The 18008-nt window shown below is 71.9% G+C and carries 16 protein-coding genes; 9 read left to right on the top strand and 7 right to left on the bottom strand.

Annotated features, from left to right (window positions below):
• Positions 1 to 20 precede the first annotated feature (20 nt).
• Both IE107_RS03875 and pgfA read left to right on the top strand, forming a co-directional pair.
• Complete coding sequence (locus IE107_RS03875; RefSeq protein WP_189541042.1) at positions 21 to 158, top strand: SPW_0924 family protein; 138 nt, start codon at positions 21 to 23, stop codon at positions 156 to 158.
• Between the two features lie 57 nt (positions 159 to 215).
• The gene (gene pgfA, locus IE107_RS03880; protein ID WP_189541044.1) at positions 216 to 1199 is read left to right on the top strand and encodes a cell envelope lipid trafficking protein PgfA; all 984 of its coding nucleotides are present in this window, start codon (positions 216 to 218) and stop codon (positions 1197 to 1199) included.
• Here pgfA and hrpB read toward each other — a convergent pair.
• On the bottom strand, positions 1186 to 3684 hold the full coding sequence (gene hrpB / locus IE107_RS03885; protein WP_189541046.1) for an ATP-dependent helicase HrpB: 2499 nt from the start codon (positions 3682 to 3684) through the stop codon (positions 1186 to 1188). The genes pgfA and hrpB overlap by 14 nt on opposite strands.
• Positions 3685 to 3756: 72 nt before the next feature.
• Entirely contained in the window at positions 3757 to 4581 is an 825-nt protein-coding gene (locus IE107_RS03890) for a class I SAM-dependent methyltransferase (protein ID WP_189541048.1), read from the bottom strand.
• Between the two features lie 398 nt (positions 4582 to 4979).
• Between IE107_RS03890 and rpsA the strand changes: the two genes are divergently transcribed.
• On the top strand, positions 4980 to 6491 hold the full coding sequence (gene rpsA / locus IE107_RS03895) for a 30S ribosomal protein S1 (RefSeq protein WP_072483117.1): 1512 nt from the start codon (positions 4980 to 4982) through the stop codon (positions 6489 to 6491).
• Positions 6492 to 6588: 97 nt separating this feature from the next.
• Here rpsA and IE107_RS03900 read toward each other — a convergent pair whose 3' ends face one another.
• Entirely contained in the window at positions 6589 to 7551 is a 963-nt protein-coding gene (locus IE107_RS03900; protein WP_189541050.1) for a right-handed parallel beta-helix repeat-containing protein, read from the bottom strand.
• Between the two features lie 475 nt (positions 7552 to 8026).
• Between IE107_RS03900 and IE107_RS03905 the strand changes: the two genes are divergently transcribed.
• The 3 genes from IE107_RS03905 (at position 8027) to IE107_RS03915 (ending at position 10142) form a co-directional block, all read left to right on the top strand.
• On the top strand, positions 8027 to 8965 hold the full coding sequence (locus IE107_RS03905; RefSeq protein ID WP_189541052.1) for a PAC2 family protein: 939 nt from the start codon (positions 8027 to 8029) through the stop codon (positions 8963 to 8965).
• Between the two features lie 117 nt (positions 8966 to 9082).
• On the top strand, positions 9083 to 9685 hold the full coding sequence (gene coaE, locus IE107_RS03910; protein WP_189541053.1) for a dephospho-CoA kinase: 603 nt from the start codon (positions 9083 to 9085) through the stop codon (positions 9683 to 9685).
• Between the two features lie 88 nt (positions 9686 to 9773).
• A complete protein-coding gene (locus IE107_RS03915) occupies positions 9774 to 10142 on the top strand; it encodes a tetratricopeptide repeat protein (protein ID WP_124718274.1) in 369 nt (122 codons plus the stop codon).
• A gap of 37 nt (positions 10143 to 10179) precedes the next feature.
• On the opposite strand, the gene IE107_RS03920 is transcribed toward IE107_RS03915, so the two are convergent.
• Positions 10180 to 10458: a DUF6343 family protein gene (locus IE107_RS03920; protein ID WP_189541055.1), complete on the bottom strand. Its 279-nt coding sequence runs from the start codon at positions 10456 to 10458 to the stop codon at positions 10180 to 10182.
• A gap of 79 nt (positions 10459 to 10537) precedes the next feature.
• Here IE107_RS03920 and IE107_RS03925 point away from each other — a divergent pair, with 79 nt between their 5' ends.
• The gene (locus tag IE107_RS03925; protein WP_229866675.1) at positions 10538 to 11665 is read left to right on the top strand and encodes an ADP-ribosylglycohydrolase family protein; all 1128 of its coding nucleotides are present in this window, start codon (positions 10538 to 10540) and stop codon (positions 11663 to 11665) included.
• 65 nt (positions 11666 to 11730) lie between these two features.
• Here IE107_RS03925 and IE107_RS03930 read toward each other — a convergent pair whose 3' ends face one another.
• Genes IE107_RS03930 through IE107_RS03940 form a run of 3 tightly spaced genes read right to left on the bottom strand, consistent with a single transcriptional unit; the run spans position 11731 to position 15762 of the window.
• Positions 11731 to 12828: a tyrosine-protein phosphatase gene (locus tag IE107_RS03930; RefSeq protein WP_189541059.1), complete on the bottom strand. Its 1098-nt coding sequence runs from the start codon at positions 12826 to 12828 to the stop codon at positions 11731 to 11733.
• Positions 12829 to 12867: 39 nt separating this feature from the next.
• Positions 12868 to 14859 (bottom strand): hypothetical protein, encoded by a 1992-nt coding sequence (locus IE107_RS03935; protein ID WP_189541061.1) that lies wholly within the window; start codon positions 14857 to 14859, stop codon positions 12868 to 12870.
• A gap of 3 nt (positions 14860 to 14862) precedes the next feature.
• Positions 14863 to 15762, bottom strand: a complete 900-nt coding sequence (locus tag IE107_RS03940; protein ID WP_189541063.1) for an SGNH/GDSL hydrolase family protein — start codon at positions 15760 to 15762, stop codon at positions 14863 to 14865.
• Positions 15763 to 15949: 187 nt separating this feature from the next.
• On the opposite strand from IE107_RS03940, the gene IE107_RS03945 reads away from it, so the two are divergent.
• Together IE107_RS03945 and IE107_RS03950 are read left to right on the top strand one after the other, a co-directional pair.
• Positions 15950 to 17164: a PucR family transcriptional regulator gene (locus IE107_RS03945; RefSeq protein ID WP_229866694.1), complete on the top strand. Its 1215-nt coding sequence runs from the start codon at positions 15950 to 15952 to the stop codon at positions 17162 to 17164.
• 68 nt (positions 17165 to 17232) lie between these two features.
• Positions 17233 to 17928, top strand: coding sequence for a class I SAM-dependent methyltransferase (locus IE107_RS03950; protein ID WP_189541065.1), 696 nt, complete (start codon positions 17233 to 17235; stop codon positions 17926 to 17928).
• Positions 17929 to 18008 lie beyond the last annotated feature (80 nt).

Consider the following 18008-nt stretch of genomic DNA (forward strand, 5'->3'; position numbering starts at 1 on the left):
TGCTCTCCGGGAGGACCGGCATGCGTGCTCTCGTCGCCGCCGCCATCGGGCTGGCCGCAGCCCTCGCGCTCGTCCTGACCATGAGCGCGATCGGCGCCCCGCCGGGAGAGACCTCGCCCGAACCCCTGCTGACCACCGTCCCGGGCCCCAAGAACTAGTGCTCCTGGGGCACCGACCACCGGAAGAAGCAACCGAAGCCGAGGGAGGGCACCATCATGCGCCGCCGAGCCAGCCTCGTACTCCTGGCGTTCGCCGTCTTCTTCGCCGCCATGTCGCCGCTGCTGCGCTGGTACGCCTTCCCGAGGCTGGCGAAGATCCCGCCCAGCCAATACCAGGAGACGGTGCTGGAGGCGAAACCCGCCACCCTCCTCGACTACAACGACAACATGAAGGTGAAGACGGTCCCCAAGGTCACCATCGTGCAGACCCTCAAGGGCAACGTCGAGGAGTCCGAGAAGATCGAACGCAACGCCGGCCGCGACGTCGTCGTCTGGGACGCCCTCAGCTTCGTGGCCGGCCCGGACGGCAAGATGGTCTCCGAGATCCCCGAGCGCTACATCTTCGACGCCCACACCCAGGCCCCCGTCCACGCCACCGGCGAATCCGTCGACGGCGACCCGGTCAGGCGCGAGGGCATCGAGTTCAAGTGGCCCTTCCTCACCCAGAAGCGCGACTACGAGTACTTCGACGCCCAGGCCCGCACCAGCTCACCCATCCACTACCGGGGCACCCGTACCTTCCACGGCATGGAGGTGTACTACTTCGAGCAGACCGTCCCGTGGACCAAGGTCCCGATGCCGAAGAAGATGCCGATCAAGGGCGTCACCCCGCAGCAGATCGCGAAGACGGGCATGACCCGCTGGTACACCACCAAGCGGATGTTCTGGGTGGACCCGGTCACCGGAGCGCCCGTCAACGGCGAGGAGATCCACAAGGAGGAGCTGCGCAACGCCAGGAAGATGGGGATGCCGCAGGACACCATGACCGTGTTCGCCGGGCACGTGAAGATGCGCCCGGACTACGTCGAATCGATCGTCGACCTGGTCGAGTCCCAGCGCCTGCTGGTCCTGCTGCTCACCTCGTACCTGCCGTGGGGCTTCCTGGCCCTCGGCGTCGGACTGCTCGCGCTCGCCCTGTGGCTGGAGGCCCGCTCCCGCCGCCCGGACACGACACCGGACCCCGCCCCTACTCCCGCTTGAGCCGCGCCTTCGTGAACCGCGTCGCCTCCACCGTCGTCGGGTCCTGCGGCCACGGATGCTTCGGGTAGCGGCCGCGCAGCTCCGCCCGTACGGCCCGGTAGCCGTCCTGCCAGAACGACGCCAGATCCGCGGTGACGGCCGCGGGACGGCCGGCCGGGGAGAGGAGATGGACCAGGACCGGAACCCCGGCCACCCTCGGGGTCTCCCGCAGGCCGAACAGCTCCTGGAGCTTCACCGCGAGTACGGGCTGCGCCCCGCCGTACTCCACCCGGACCCGGGAACCGCTCGGCACCTCGATCCGCTCCGGCGCCAGCTCGTCCAGCCGCGCCGCCTCGCCCGTCGCCCACGGCAGCAGCCGCCGCAGCGCCTGCCCCGCGTCGATCCGCGCCAGATCGGAGCGCCGCCGGGCCCGGGACAGCTCGGGCTCCAGCCACTGCCCGGCACGTTCCAGCAGCGCGTCCTGCGACACGTCCGGCCAAGGTTCTCCCAGCTCACGGCGCAAGAACGCGAGCCGCTCCCGCAGCTGCTCGCTCTCCCGCGTCCACCGCAGCAGCCCGAGCCCTTCCCGCCGCAGCCCCTCGACCAGCGCCTCGCGCACCAGCGCGGGCTCCGGCTGCCGCAGCGGACGCACCGACAGCTCGACGGCGCCCAGCCGCTCCACCCGGCGGGCCACCACATCACCGCCGGCCCACCGGACCTCCTCGCCTTCCCGCAGCAGATGTCCGGCCGCCGCCCGTGCCGTTTCCTCGTCGACGACGGCCGCCAGCCGCACCCGCGCGGACGCCGCGTGCGCGGGCCGGTCGGCGACCGCAACGGCCAGCCAGGGCGCACTGCGCAGCCCCGAACCGTCCCGCAGCTCCGCGCCCGTCCCCGACGCCATCAGGAACACCCCCTCGCCGCGCGCCCGCGCCACCCGCTCCGGGAACGCCAGCGCGGCCACCAGACCGACGGCCGCGTCGTCCGGACCCGAACCCCCGGCCACGTCCCGCACCGACGAGGACAGCCGCCGGACCTCCTGCCGCCAGCGCGCCGCGTAGCCGTCCCCGCCCCGCCGCGCCGAGCGCAGCGCGGCCGCCAGATCGTCCCCGTACTCCCGCGGCGGCTCCTCGCCCAGCAGCGCCACCACTTCGGCCGCCCGCCGCCCGCCCACCTCGGCGGCGCCGTCCAGCAACGCCCGCGCCAGGCGCGGATGCAGGCCGAGACGGGACATCCGTACACCTCGGTCGGTCACCCGTCCGTCCGCGTCCACCGCGCCGACCGCCGCCAGCACCTCGCGCGCCGCGCTCATCGCACCCGCCGGCGGCGGGTCGAGCAGCGCCAGACCCGATGCGTCCGGATCGCCCCAGCACGCCGCCTGCAACGCGAACGCCGCCAGATCCGCGACCTTGATCTCCGGGGACGGGAACCGGGCGAGCCGCCCGTCCTCCGCCTGCGCCCAGCACCGGTACACCGCCCCGGGCGCCTCCCGGCCGGCCCGGCCCGCCCGCTGCCTCCCCGCCGCCTGCGAGGCCCGCACCGTCGTCAGCGCGCTCAGCCCCCGGGCGTGATCGGTACGCGGCTCCCTGGCCAGCCCCGAGTCCACCACAATCCGCACCCCGGGCACGGTGAGGGACGACTCCGCCACCGAGGTCGCCAGCACCACCCGCCGGCCCTCCGACGACCCGGCCAGCACCGCGTCCTGCACCGCCGCCGGAGCCCGCCCGTGCACCTGGAGCACCTCGGCGGCCACCCCGGCCAGCTGCCCCGCCACCCGGCCGATCTCACCGACACCCGGCAGAAAACACAGCAGGTCGCCGTCCCGCTCGGCGAGCGCCCGGCGCACCGTCGCGGCGACATGCGTCAGCAGCGCCGGATCGACCCTCATCCCGTGCGGCGGCCGTACCGGAGCGGCCGGCGGCGCCCAGACCACCTCCACCGGGTGCGAGACACCCTGCGCCTCGACCACCGGAGCATCGCCCAGCAGCCGTGCCCAGCCCTGTGCGTCCGTCGTCGCCGAGGCGGCGACCAGCCGCAGATCGGGCCGGATCGCCTCCCGCACATCGAGCAGGAACGCGGCGACCGTGTCCGCGTCCAGGTGCCGCTCGTGGCACTCGTCGATGATCACCGCATCGACCCCGGCCAGCTCCTGGTCGCGCTGGAGCCGCTGGAGCAGCACACCGGTGGTCACCACCTCCACCACCGTGTCGTGCCCCACCACCCGCTCGCCGCGGACCGTGAACCCCACCCGGCCGCCGGCCTGCTCCCCGATGAGCCAGGCCATCCGCCGCGCCGCCGCCCGCGCGGCGATCCGCCGCGGCTCGGCCACCACCACCCTGCGCACCGGACCGCCCCCGGCCAGACCGGCCAGGACCAGCGGTACGAGCGTCGTCTTGCCGGTGCCGGGCGGCGCGCACAGCACCGCGACGCCGCGGTCGTCGAGCGCCCGCTCCAGGGCGGGCACAGCGGTGCGTACGGGCAACTGGTCCAGGGCGTCGGTACGGATCACGCCCCCAGTCTCGTACGGCGCGCCCCCGCCCGGACCCGGGCCCCCGCGCTCCGCCCGCTCGGTCCCGTCCGCTCAGGCCCGTTCGCAGACGAAGATCGCCGTGCCGGGGATGAGGCTGCCGCGCAGCGGTGACCAGCCGCCCCACTCCTGGTGGTTCCAGGCGGGCCACTCCGGTTCGACGAGGTCTACCAGACGGAAGCCGCCGGCCACCACGTCCCGCACCCGGTCGCCCAGCGTCCGGTGGTGCTCGACGTACACGGCGTCGCCCCGCTCGTCCTGCTCGACGTAGGGGGTGCGGTCGAAGTAGGAGGCGGCGACCGAGAGGCCCTCCGGCCCCGGCTCGTCCGGGAACGCCCAGCGGACCGGGTGCGTCACCGAGAAGACCCAGCGGCCCCCGGGGCGCAGCACGCGGTGCACCTCGCGGAAGACCTGCACGGGGTCGGCGACGAAGGGCACCGCGCCGTAGGCGGAGCACGCCAGGTCGAAGGAGCCGTCCCGGAACGGCAGCATCCCGGCGTCCGCCTCCACCAGCCGGACGGCCGGCACGTCGCTGCCGCCGATCCGCAGCGCGTGCTGCAGCTGCCGGTGCGAGAGGTCCAGGGCCACCGGACGGGCGCCCTGCGCGGCGAGCCAGCGCGAGCACTGCGCGGCGCCCGCGCCGATCTCCAGGACGTCCAGGCCGCGCAGCGACGCGGCGGACCCCAGCAGGCCGGCCTCCGCCTCGTCGAGCCCCTCGGGCCCCCAGACGAAACGGTCGTCGCCGAGGAAGGCGCCGTGGTCGCTCTGGTACTCGTCGGCGTTCCGGTTCCACCAGCCGCGGCTGGCCCGGCTGCTCTCGGCCTCCGACGCCTCGCGGCGGGTCGCTGCCGGTTCGGCCGCGTAGATCTCTTGGCTCATCGTGTCCGTCGTTGTAGTTTGCCTTCACCCCGCCGCACGCGGTACGTACCGGGGGTGCCTGTGAGCACGGCTCCCGTGCCCACGGATTGTCTCCTGGAGCCGATCTGGCCTCGGGGAACACGAGTTGCGCCGGATATGAGCCGTTGCGCCCCCGGTGTGCGGCTTCGCGCATTGACCGTGCCCGGCTGCCCCCGTATGCTACAAGTTGCGCTGCGAGCCTGCGCGCCTCAGACCTAGCAGGCCGCGCTCGCATCTGTTGTATGTCCCCTCGGTTCACGAGGCGCCTCCCGTCCGGCGGGATCGGCGCTTCCCGAGCTGTCCGGCTTCTGCAGAGGTGATACGGGCTCCCGGCGTAGCAGTACCTACGACTCACTGTCCGTACCGGAGCCCTTTCCCACATGACGAGCAGCACCGAGACCACCGCCACCACCCCGCAGGTAGCGGTCAACGACATCGGTAACGAGGAAGCCTTCCTCGCCGCGATCGACGAGACGATCAAGTACTTCAACGACGGCGACATCGTCGACGGCGTCATCGTGAAGGTCGACCGGGACGAGGTCCTGCTCGACATCGGTTACAAGACCGAAGGCGTCATCCCCTCCCGCGAGCTCTCGATCAAGCACGACGTCGACCCGAACGAGGTCGTCAAGGTCGGCGACGAGATCGAGGCCCTGGTTCTCCAGAAGGAGGACAAGGAAGGCCGCCTCATCCTGTCCAAGAAGCGCGCTCAGTACGAGCGTGCCTGGGGCACGATCGAGAAGATCAAGGAAGAGGACGGCATCGTCACCGGTACCGTCATCGAGGTCGTCAAGGGTGGTCTCATCCTCGACATCGGCCTCCGTGGCTTCCTGCCGGCCTCCCTCGTCGAGATGCGCCGCGTCCGTGACCTCCAGCCCTACGTGGGCAAGGAGCTCGAGGCCAAGATCATCGAGCTGGACAAGAACCGCAACAACGTGGTCCTGTCCCGCCGTGCCTGGCTGGAGCAGACCCAGAGCGAGGTCCGCCAGACGTTCCTCACGACCCTGCAGAAGGGCCAGGTCCGCTCCGGCGTCGTTTCCTCGATCGTCAACTTCGGTGCGTTCGTGGACCTTGGCGGCGTCGACGGTCTCGTGCACGTCTCCGAGCTCTCCTGGAAGCACATCGACCACCCCTCCGAGGTTGTCGAGGTCGGCCAGGAGGTCACCGTCGAGGTTCTCGACGTCGACATGGACCGCGAGCGCGTCTCCCTGTCGCTCAAGGCGACGCAGGAAGACCCGTGGCAGCAGTTCGCCCGCACGCACCAGATCGGGCAGGTCGTTCCCGGTAAGGTCACCAAGCTCGTTCCGTTCGGTGCGTTCGTGCGTGTCGACGAGGGCATCGAGGGTCTGGTCCACATCTCCGAGCTGGCCGAGCGCCACGTGGAGATCCCGGAGCAGGTCGTCCAGGTCAACGACGAGATCTTCGTCAAGGTCATCGACATCGACCTCGAGCGTCGTCGCATCAGCCTCTCGCTGAAGCAGGCCAACGAGTCCTTCGGTGCCGACCCGGCCTCGGTCGAGTTCGACCCGACCCTGTACGGCATGGCCGCGTCCTACGACGACCAGGGCAACTACATCTACCCCGAGGGCTTCGACCCCGAGACCAACGACTGGCTCGAGGGCTACGAGACCCAGCGCGAGGCGTGGGAGACGCAGTACGCCGAGGCGCAGCAGCGCTTCGAGCAGCACCAGGCCCAGGTCATCAAGTCCCGCGAGGCCGACGAGGCCGCTGCTGCCGAGGGCGCTGCTGCCCCGGCCGGTGGCGCCCCGGCTGCCTCCGGCGGCAGCGGTGGCGGCTCGTACTCCTCGGAGTCCGCGGACAACTCCGGCGCCCTGGCGTCGGACGAGGCCCTGGCTGCCCTGCGCGAGAAGCTGGCGGGCGGCCAGAGCTGACGCTCTGCACCCCCTCCGGTCGTTGATCGACCGCAGTAGCTGAAAAGTGAGGCCCGCTCCCCTCGGGGAGCGGGCCTCACCCGTTTGCGCGGCGCGGTTACGGCGTGACGGTGATGTTGGTCAGGCCCTTGCCGCCGGTCACCGTGTTGCTGCTGCGGACGGTGGTCGGGCAGCTCGCGCCGTAGTTGGTGACGTTGATCGCGATCTGCTTGTCGCCCTTGGCGCCGGTCAGGTCCGAGGCGTTGTCGCGGAAGACGGTGCCACAGCCCCAGCCGCTCTGCTGGGTGTGGGTCTCATAGCCGTTGTTGGTCGTACGGGAGCCCTTGTTTCCCTCGACCAGGACGTCGTTGCCCTTCACATCGACCCAGGAGTCGTCGTAGTTGGCGCCGGTCAGCCCGCTGCCGTCGAAGGTGTTGCCGATGATCTTCGCCCCGGTGGTGCCTTCCTTGATGTCGACGTTCTCGCCGCCGACCCCCGGGCCGATCGTGTTGCCCAGGATCTGGACCCGGTCGCTCCGGTCGGAGAGATCACCGGCCGTGCCGACGTAGACGCCCTCACCCATGCCGCGGCCGTCGTGTCCGGTGTCGTGGATCCATGAGTTCTTGATGACGCCGTCCTTGCTGGACTTGCGGAAGTGGACGCCCTCCATGTCCAGATCGTGCACGGTCACCGAATCGATGACGACGCCGGTGGCGGCGTCGGCCATGATGCCCTTCTGGCCGCCGGTGACGGTGATGCCCTTGACGGTCCAGTAGGAGGCGCCGTCGAGATGCAGGCCGTAGCCTCCGCCGGCGGTGAGGACCGCCCTGGCGGAGCCGGTGAGGGTGATCCGGGCGGAAGCGGTGCCGGGGACGGTCGCCTTGAAGTTGCCGGTGTAGGTGCCGTCCGCGAGCCGGATCGTGTCGCCGGGGGCCGCGGCGGTGAGAGCGGACTTGAGCTGGGCGGCGGTGCTCACATCGATGACCGTGGCCGCACCCGCCGTGGTGGCGGAGGCGAGCGCGGGGCCGCCGGTGGCGAGCGCGGTGGCCAGCAGGGCGGGGAGCAGCGTGCGGGTGCGCATGGGGGTGCCTTCCCGTCGAAGATGTCCGAGGTTCTCGTACATGAATGTGGGGCGAGTCTCTGAACGTGCTGCCCAGTGACGGTAGGGACGCCGTGCGGCCGTGTCAATGTCTGGACCAATGCCCGCGAAGGGGTTGTGAGAGGAGTGAGTGGTTGGGGGGTGAACGGGGGAACGTATGTGGGCTACCTGGGGAGCTGACGCCCCGTGACGCAACCCGGCGAGGACCCCGGACGCACCGCCCCTGTCGTGAACTCGGCTTCTCCGCCCGGCTGTTCACCGACATGAACGTCAACGCCCGTGTCTTCGGCGCCGATGCCGGTGTCCTCGTGAGACGGACGGGGCGCCCGCCGCTGTCGCCGGGGCCCGGATTCCCGCCCTGGTACCGGCATGAACCGGCGGGTGAAAGGGCACAGTCCGGGAATGCGTGTGCCCTGCCGGACGTTCTTCTCCAGGAACACGAGGAGGAGCGGTAACCGTGCCTGATCCGCAGAGTTTGTACGAATGGGAGCCGAAGGGCCTGGCCGTCGTCGACATGGCGCTCGCCCAGGAGTCGGTCGGCCTGGTCATGCTCTACCACTTCGACGGATACATCGACGCGGGCGAGACCGGCGAGCAGATCGTGGACGGCCTGCTCGAAACGCTGCCGCACCAGGTCGTGGCCAGCTTCGACCACGACCGTCTCGTCGACTACCGCGCCCGGCGCCCGCTGCTGACCTTCCGGCGCGACCGCTGGGCCGCCTACGAGACCCCGACGCTCGACGTCAGGGTCGTGCAGGACGCCACCGGAGCCCCCTTCCTGCTGCTGTCCGGGCCCGAGCCCGATGTGGAGTGGGAGCGCTTCGCCGCCGCCGTCGAGCAGATCGTCGAGCGCCTCGGCGTCCGCCTCGCGGTGAATTTCCACGGCATCCCGATGGGCGTTCCGCACACCCGCCCCGTCGGCATCACCCCGCACGGCAACCGCACGGACCTCATGCCCGGCCATCGCAGCCCCTTCGACGAGGCGCAGGTGCCCGGCTCCGCGGAAGCCCTGGTGGAGTACCGGCTGATGGAGGCCGGACACGACGTCCTCGGTGTCGCCGCCCATGTGCCGCACTACGTCGCCCGCTCCGCATATCCGGACGCGGCGCTCACCGTGCTGGAGTCGATCACGGCCGCGACCGGCCTGGTCCTGCCGGCCGTCGCCCATGCCCTGCGCACGGAGGCGCACCGCACCCAGACCGAGATCGACCGGCAGATCGACCAGGGCGACGAGGAGCTCGTCTCGCTCGTCGAGGGCCTTGAGCACCAGTACGACGCGGTCGCCGGATCCGAGACCCGCGGCAATCTGGTGGCCGAGCCGGTGGACCTGCCGTCTGCCGACGAGATCGGCCTCGAATTCGAACGGTTCCTCGCGGAGCGCGAGGGGGACGCCTGACCCCTCCCGCCGCTCCCTTTGCCTGACCCCTCCCGCCGCTCCCTTTGCCTGACCCCTCCCGCCGCTCCCTTTGCCTGACCCCTCCCGCCGCTCCCTTTGCGTACTAGGCTGCCGGTCATGCTGAAAGTGGGCCTGACCGGTGGGATCGGCGCCGGCAAGAGTGAGGTGTCACGGCTGTTCGTCGGATACGGAGCCGTGCTGATCGACGCGGACCGGATCGCCCGCGAGGTCGTCGAGCCGGGGACACCCGGGCTCACGGCCGTCGTCGAAGAGTTCGGCGACGGCGTCCTCACCGCGGACGGCACCCTGGACCGGCCGAAGCTCGGCTCGATCGTCTTCTCCGACGCCGGCCGGCTCGCCGCTCTCAACGCGATCGTCCACCCGCTGGTCGGCGCCCGCTCCGCCGAGCTGGAGCGGGCCGCGGAGCCCGACTCGGTCGTCGTGCATGACGTACCCCTCCTCACCGAGAACGGTCTGGCACCGCTCTACGACCTGGTAGTCGTCGTGGACGCGAGCCCCGAGACCCAGCTCGACCGGCTGGTACGGCTGCGCGGCATGACCGAGTCCGAGGCCCGCGCCCGGATGGCCGCCCAGGCGACCCGGGAGCAGCGGCGGGCCGTGGCCGATCTGATCATCGACAACGACGGACCGCTGGAGGACCTGGAGCCGCAGGTCCGCAAGGTCTGGTCGGAGCTGACCGAGCGGGCCGCGGCAGACTGACCCCGCCGTCCGGTCCGCAGGCCCCGCCGCGGAATACCGGGCCCCGGCCGGACGTTGTGGACCCGGTGACGAAGGGAAGGACGAGACCGTGCCCGAGAGGACCCCGGAGACAGACGTCATCGACTTCCGCGCGGCCGAACACCTGCTGGCCGCGCGCGACCCCCGAGGCGCGGTCAAGCTGCTGGATTCGGTGATCGCGGCCCATCCGGAGAACACCGCGGCCCGGCTGCTGCGCGCCCGTGCGTTCTTCGCCGCCGCCCAGCTGCGCCCCGCCGAGCTCGAATTCGAACTCGTCCTGGAACGCGAACCGGACAACGCCTTCGCGCACTTCGCGCTGGCCCGCACTTTCGAGCGCTCCGGCCGTACGGACCGGGCCGCCCGTCATTTCCGGCTGGCCGCCGCGCTCGACCCGAACCCGGAGTACCTGAAGGCGGCCCGTTTCCCGGCCCAGGACTGAGCCGCGGCGCCGGGCGGACGCGGGAGCCCGGCCCGGCTCAGTGGCCGTATCTGCCGTGCCCGCCGTGGTCGGGTTCGTACGGCGGGACATCGCGGCCGGGCTGGTAGTGCGGGCCCTGGTGGATGTGGTGGACGATCATCGTCAGGTCCACGAGGACGAGCAGGAGCAGCAGGCCGCAGGCGGCGGCCCAGCCCGGCCGGCCGGTCATCGTGAAGGCGGCCAGGCCGAAAACGGCCCAGGCCAGCCCCCATAGACTCAGCCAGAGCCGCAGCCGCAGTGGACTGCGGGCAGTCGTCGGTTCATTGCCGGTACGCATGGCGATCGCCTCTCCTACCAGGATGGACCCGCGACGGCTTTTTGGGACGACCTGTCGACGTCGGATTGGGAGAGTGTGCGTGAACGGCACATCATGGGAGGACCTCACAGGCCGCAGGGCGAGGGTCCGGGGCTGTCTGCTGGGTGGGGCCGTCGGGGACGCGCTGGGCAATCCGGTGGAGTTCCTGTCCCTGGCCGGTATCCGCCGCGCGCACGGTGAGCACGGCGTACAGGGGCTGCTCCCGGACGAGGAAGGGGCCGTCGGGCGGGTCACGGACGACACGCAGATGACCCTGTTCACCGCCGAGGGGCTGATCAGGGCCCATTCCCGGGCGATGGCGAAGGGCGGCACCGAGGACGGCGGCGCCGAGACCCGGATCGTACGCAACGCCTATCTGCGCTGGCTGGACACCCAGAACCACCCCGCGCCACCGGCCCGGGGCGGCGACGACCCGGTGCGTACCGGCCGGCTCAGGCAGCAGCCCTGGCTCTACGCGCGCCGGGCGCCCGGCAACGCCTGCCTGACCGGGCTCGCGACCGGCCATGTCCCCGAACCGAAGGACCGGCTCGGTGAGCCCGGACCCGTCAACACCGGGTCCAAGGGGTGCGGCACCGTGATGCGGTCGGCCCCCTTCGGGCTGGTGGGCCAGGACGCCGAGGCTGCCTTCCGGCTCGCCTACTGGTGCGCGCAGATCACCCACGGCCACCCCACCGGTGCGTACGCCGCCGGGGCCTTCGCCGCGATCGTCGCGCACCTGCTGGAGGGCGACTCGACGGAGGGCGCCGTGCTGCGGGCCATGGAGCTGCTGCGCCGCCACCCGGGGCACGAGGAGACGACGGCGGCGCTGCGGGCCGCCGTCGACCTGGCCGCGCAGGGCGCGCCGACCGGCGAGAAGGTGGAGACGCTGGGTGCCGGGTGGGTCGCCGAGGAGGCCCTCGCCATCGCGGTGTACTGCGCCCTAGTGCTGCCCGGCGCCGATCAGGTGGCCGGGGCGTTGCTGCTCTCGGTCAACCACTCGGGCGACAGCGATTCCACGGGCGCGATCTGCGGCAATCTGCTCGGCGCGCGCCACGGGGACGTACACCTGCCGTCGGCCTGGCTGGTGTCGACCGAGGGCCGGGGCGTGATCAGTGAGCTGGCCGACGACCTGTGCGTGGAGTTCGAGCACGCGGTGGCCTGGCCGGCCGACCGCTATCCGGCGTACTGACGGCGGGCCTCAGCCGGTGAAAGGCGGGGGCACCACGCGTCAGTACACCGGTCATTGACGGTGCGTCAGTCCGTCAGCAGCTTGTTGCGCAGGGCGGCCACCGTCGCGTCGTCGAGCTTCAGGCCCTCGCGTATGTAGCTGTCGAAGTCGCCGTACAGATGGTCGACCTCGTCGAAAGCCGCGCGCAGCCAGCTCAGTTCGACGGCCTTCGGGTTGCCCAGGTAGTCGTTGCTGGCGAGGAAGTCCGCCTCGACGGTCTCGCGCGGCACACCGAGCAGGGTGAGCAGCACGGCGGTGCTCCAGCCGGTGCGGTCCTTGCCCGAGCTGCAGTGGAAGACCGTCGCGCCGGAGTCGTTCGTCGCGACGGCCGTGAGCAGGTCGCGGAAGGCGTAGTCGGCGCCCACGAAGTTGACCATGAACGGGTAGCCGATGGACTGGCCGAGGTCGGACGAGCCGGAGAACAGCCCGGCCGCGATGGCCTCGGCCAGCGTCATCAGGGCCGAGTCGTGGAAGCGGATGCCGTGGCTGAGCGACACCACATCGGCGACCTGGTACTTCACACCGGCGGGCAGCCGGTCCGGGTCCTCGTGCCGCTCCACCGCGTTGCGCAGGTCCACGTCGAGGGTGAGGCGCTGGGAGAGCAGGCGCTGCTGCTCGGCGTCGCTGAGCTTGTTGATCTTGTTGGAGCGGTAGACCAGCCCCGGGCGCACCCAGCGCCCGTCGGTGGTGCGGTAGCCGCCGATGTCCCGGAAGTTGCGGGCGGACTCGATCCCGAGCGAGCGTTCGGCGACGACGAGCGGTGCACCGCTGTCCGGCACCAGCCGGAAGTACCAGCGCCCCGCTTCGGTGAGGGTTCCGGCGGGGACGGTCAGTGAACCGGTGCCGGGCGCGGTGCCCACCGTGGTGCCGGTGGTGGCGTCGGGGGAGGTGACGGCGGTGACGGTCACCGAACCGGCGGCGGAGGACCAGGAGAGCGTGTAGCCGCCGTCGGCGGCGCGGTTGGCGGTGGCCGCGGTGAACGGCACGGCGGCGGCCCGCGCGGTGGCCCCGGCGCTCGCCGCGGGTGCGCCGGCGGGAGTGGCGGCGAGGGCGGGCGGGACGAGGACCGTACCGGCGAGCAGGACGGCCGCGACGGCTGCCTGGGTGATGCGGTGCGTGCGCATGGTGCTCCTTGTCTGCATCCCTGTCGGGGTGTGGGGGTGTCAGGAGGTGGGGGCGGCGGTGCACGGCGTGTCGCCGCAGACATCGATGACACGGCCGGTGGTCAGGAAGGTGGCCTTCTGCTGACGTGCGGCCGGCGAATTGCGGGGGTCCGAGTGCGGGTCGTGGCCGTAAAGGGGCCCGGCGGGCGGGGTGTTGGTGAGCGGTGGGGTGGGCGTGCCGCTGTCCCACACCGTCATCGCGGACCCCCGGTACGGCAGTCGGCCGGAGGCGACGGTCGCGATGCCCCAGTACGGGACGGCGTCCGGACTGCGGTCCGGGGCAAGCGCCGGGGAGATCAGCCGGGCGCCGATGGTGCGCGCCTCCACGTCGGCAGCCGCGTTGGCGACCTGGTGGTCCCCGTACGCGATGTGCATCAGTACCTGATGGCGGTCGGTGAGGTGGTTCGCGTACGCGTTGGTCTCGCCGCGGTCCCACACCATCTGGAACAGCTGGAGGACGATCTGCTGGCGCAGCTTGTCCGGGTAGGAGAGGTCCAGGACCTGCTGGAACGGCGCGAAGTCGACGCTGCGGTTGAGGAGCAGGCCGTAGTTCATGCCGGTGACGCCGAGGACCCCGCGCCGGATGTCGGGCGAGGCGGCGACCAGGGCGCCGCCGAGGATTCCGCCCTGGCTGTTCCCGTCGTACCCGACGCCGTGCCGGATGTCGACGAGCGGGCGGCCGTCCGCGTCGCGGAAGGCCGCGTCGGTGGTCAGCCCGTCGGCGTGGATCAGGGCGCGGGCGAGGAAGAGGGCGTTCAGCATGCCCTGCTCGCTGCGTTCGGGAACGGCGGGGAAGAGGTTCGGGTCGGCGAGCGCGCCGAGCACCACGGGGATGTCCTCCTCGGCCATCCCGATCCAGTCCGTCGCGCAGAATGTGAAGTTGTGCTCTGCCGCCATCGCCTTGACGTTGCCCGCGGCGACCTCGGAGCGGCGGCCGAGGAGACCGTGCCCGTAGAGCGCGGGGTACGAGGGGGTACGGAAGGCGGAGCGCGGTATCTCGCAGCGGAACGAGGCGAGTCGGGTGCTTCCCGGGAGCCGTCGGGGCAGTCCGTCCGGGCCGCGGTGCAGCACCGAGCCGGGCGGGCCGCCGGGCAGGTCCAGATAGCCGGGCACGCTGATCCGGCCGGTCACCTCCCGGGCGATCCGGGAGTCCTGGCCGGCCGTGAAGTCGGTGACACCGGTGACGGCGAACGCGGGCGAACGGCCGCCGAGCCGACGGAACGCGTCGTCGCGGACGGTGAAGAGGTCGCCGGTGAGGCTCCGGGTGCTCGCGACGGTGAAGTCCCAGGCGAGGTACAGCCCTTCGGACCGTACTCCGGCCCTGCGCAGCGCCTTCAGGGCCGGGCGCAGCTGTCGCTGCCGGGCGCGCAGCGGATGCCCGCCGGACAGCGTCCTCCCGGCGACGGCGGCGAACGGCTCGGCGGCCGGGATCGTGCGCCCCGCCCCGTCCTTGAGGTGCCTGAGGGCGACGGCGTAGTGGTGGCCGTCGCGGAAGTTGCGTGCGGGATGGATCAGCAGGGCCCGGCGCGCGGGGTCGGTGGCGTTGGCGTCCGCCTCGGCCCAGTACGGCCACCGCTCTCCGGTCCGGGTGTCGATCAGCACCACGGGGGCGTCCGGGGCGAGGGAGCGGCCGATGCCGGTGAGCGGGGCGGTGCCGGTCGCCGCCGGGTCGAGACCTGGGACGTGTGCGATCAGCGTCGAGCCGGGGGAGAAGCCGTCGGACCGGTTCCAGGCCGTCGGGTCGACGGGCCGGCCGGCCGTGGCGCGCGGCAGTGCGGTGGCGCCGAAGGACACCCGGCGGCCGGTGTCGGTGGCCGGGTCGGGCCGGGTGTACCAGTCGTTCGGGAACGGCAGCAGGCACTCGACGGGCGCCAGCGGGTCGCAGTTGGGTTCGGACGGCCCGTCGGCCCGTGCCGCGGGGGCGTCCGGGACGAGCAGGGCGGCGGCGCCGAGCGCCGCCGCCAGCAGCCCGCGCAGCAGGCGGTGCCGCAACGGTCAGCTCCCCTGGAGGTGCGCGCCGATGACGGCGGCGTAGTTCGCCTCGCCGTTCCGGTTGGGGTGCAGCGGGGCGGCGGCCGCGGTCGGCACGTAGCCCTCCACCCACTTGTCCGACGGCGCCTGGCAGGAGTCGTGGCCCTTGCTGGGCGTGGCGAGATCGATGTACTCGGCGCCGTGCGCCGCGCTCTGCTCGGCGATCACCGCGTTCATCCGGTCGACACTGCCCTGGAGGAAGTCGGCGTCCACCGGGAGGACCGGCTGCAGCGGCCAGCAGCCGCCGGCCTTGATGTACAGGCCGTAACCCGTGACGATCACCCGGGCATGCGGCGAGCGCTGGTGGATCGAATCCAGTACGACACCCAGCTTCGGCGCGAACTCCGCGATGCGCAGGCCCACCTGGTCCACACCGCCCTCGTTGTACTTCTCCTTGCACGGGGTGGCGTTCGGGTCGAGGGTGGTGCACTTCTGCGCGATGCCGACCAGACCGGCGTCGTTGCCGCCGATGGTCAGCGTCACCAGGTCGGTGTCCGGGCGCAGCGCGTCGAACTGGGGCGGGGCCGAACCCATCGGGATGTCGAGCAGCGACAGCGACTGCTTCTCGGTCATGTGCTTGGACGCGGCGCCGCTGCAGGTGACGTCGCGCAGCGACGCTCCGAGGCGCTCCGCGAGTTCGTGCGGGTAGTTGTGCGTCGAGCGCCCGCAGGCCACCGGCCCCGTGATGTCCGGGATGAGCGGCCCGGAGGCCATGGAGTCGCCGAGCGCGACATAGGACGTGGTGCCGTCCTCGGCGGCGGATGCCGGAACCGCGCCGGTTCCCACGGCCAGAGCGGCCAGGGCGAGCGCGCCCATGATGGTCCTGACGGATCGACAGAAACCTTTGTTCTGCGGCATGTTCACGTAATCCTCCGACGGTGGGGGGCGGGGCGTGGCATGGCGTGTGACGCCGGTCATCATGCAGACTCAACAGCCGTCGTTTAACTGGTGGGTAACGCAGACTTCTGCGGGGGAACTTGTGACGCGTGACAATCGGCCGCTCGTCATCACGGGGGAGCACGGCCCCCCACAGGAGCCGGAGGGCCGGCCGCTGTCGATCGCCGGACGCCCGGTGGCCGCGCATCTGCGCGCCCGCGTCCCGGCCCTGACCGGCCGTGTCGTCGCCCGGCTGCTGGCCGATCTGCCGGTCTACGCCGGGCTGCCGCACGAGGAGATCTCCGGCGACATCGCCGACATCGTCCAGCACAATCTGCGGCTCTTCGCCGACGTCGTCGAGCACCGCCGCCCCGCCACGGACGCCGAACTCGCCCAGCAGCGCGACTCGGCGGCCGAGCGCGCCGAGGAGGGCGTGCCGCTGGACGCCATCCTCACCGCCTACCAGGTCGGCACGGCGATGTGCTGGCAGGAGACCGCGAAGGGGGCGCTCCCCGGCGATCTCCCCGCCGTCCTGGAGATCATGGACCGCATCATGGTCCTCCAGCAGCAGCTGACCTCCGCCGTCAGCAGCGCGTACCTGGAGGCCCGGAAGATCCTCGACAGCCAGGAACACGGCGGCCGGCACGCATTGATGGCCGCCCTGCTGACCGGCGAACCCCTGGACCGCTTCACCCACCGCACCGGGCTGCGCCCGGCCGCCCGCTACCTCACGATGACGCTCGCCCTGGCCCCGCACCCCGACGAACTGAACCAGTCACCGGGGCCGGGGGCGGGCGTCGCGGCCCGGCGCAAGATCCGCCGCGTCCGCACGGCCCTCGACCACTTCGCCGGTACGCCGGTGCTCACCGCCCTCGACGCCTCCGGCGGCACGGTGCTGCTGCCCGCCGCCGAGCCACCGCCGCCGTGGCGCGGACCGGGCGGTCTGTGCGCGCTGGTCGAGGAGGCGGCCCGCGTGGCCGGTGTGACCGTCATCGCCGCGGCGGAGACCGCCGAACCGGAGGCGGTGCCGGCCGCCGTGGCCCGCAACACCGAGATCGTCGACCTGGTCGCCCGTACGGGCCGGCCGCCCGGCCTGTACCGGCTGGCCGATGTCCTGCTGGAGTACCAGCTCAGCCGGCCCAGCGAGGCCCTGCACGGGCTCGCCCAGCTGCTACGGCCCCTGGAGGCGAAGCCGGAGCTGCTGCGCACCCTGGAGACCTATCTCGAACTGGGCCTGGACCGGCGGGCCACCGCCGCCGCCCTGCACATCCACCCCAACACCGTCGACTACCGCATCCGCCGCATCGACCGGCTGACCGGCCTCTCCCCGGCCCGCCCGGCCGATCTCCAGCACATCAGCGCGGCACTGGTCGCCCGTCACTCGGTGTGAACGGTGTCCGGTGACGGAAATCGATCCGCCGCCGGAACCGCCGTCAACGGCCGTTCGTTCGTGGGTACATGAGCGGACAACTGGTGCGTGAGGGTTATTCAGGGACGGGCCCCGGGGCGATCACACCGGACGGCTGCGCGGTCGAGCTGTACCGACGGCTGTCCGTCGGCGACGAACCGGAGGTGATCGCCGCCGCCGTGCCCGCCGGGGCGAGCATTCTGGAGCTGGGCTGCGGTGCGGGCCGGGTGACCCATCCGCTGATCGAGCGCGGCTTCGAGGTCACCGCCGTGGACGAGTCGGCGCGGATGCTGGAGCACATCAGGGGTGCCCGCACCGTGCGGAGCCCCATCGAGTCGCTGGACCTCGGCGAGGAGAGGTTCGACGTGGTGATGCTGGCCTCGTTCCTGGTGCACACGAGCGAGGACCGGGTGCGTGAGGGGATGCTGCGGACCTGCCGCAAGCACGTCAAGGACGGCGGCGTCGTGCTCATCCAGCGCGAGGGCGCCGACTACCACAGCAACCTGCCGCGGGAGAGGACCGATCCGGCCGGATACACCGTACGGATCGTCTCGGCGGAGCCTGTGGGGGACGGGGTGGACTCGGTGCATGCCGAGTACGTCTTCGACGACGCGCGATGGACCCAGACGTTCCGGTCGCGGGAGCTGTCGAAGGAAGAGTTCGAGGGGCATCTGGCGGCGGCGGGCCTGGCCGTCGACCGGTATCTCACGGATGACGGCATATGGGTGTGTGCCGTGCCCGAGTAGCCCGGGAGCGGAGGGAATCCGCGGTCGGGGAAGCGATGAGTCCGGGGCCGTGCACGGGTCTGTCTTCTCGTGAGGAACAC

The sequence above is a fragment of the Streptomyces gelaticus genome (genome assembly GCF_014649535.1).
GTDB lineage: Bacteria > Actinomycetota > Actinomycetes > Streptomycetales > Streptomycetaceae > Streptomyces > Streptomyces gelaticus.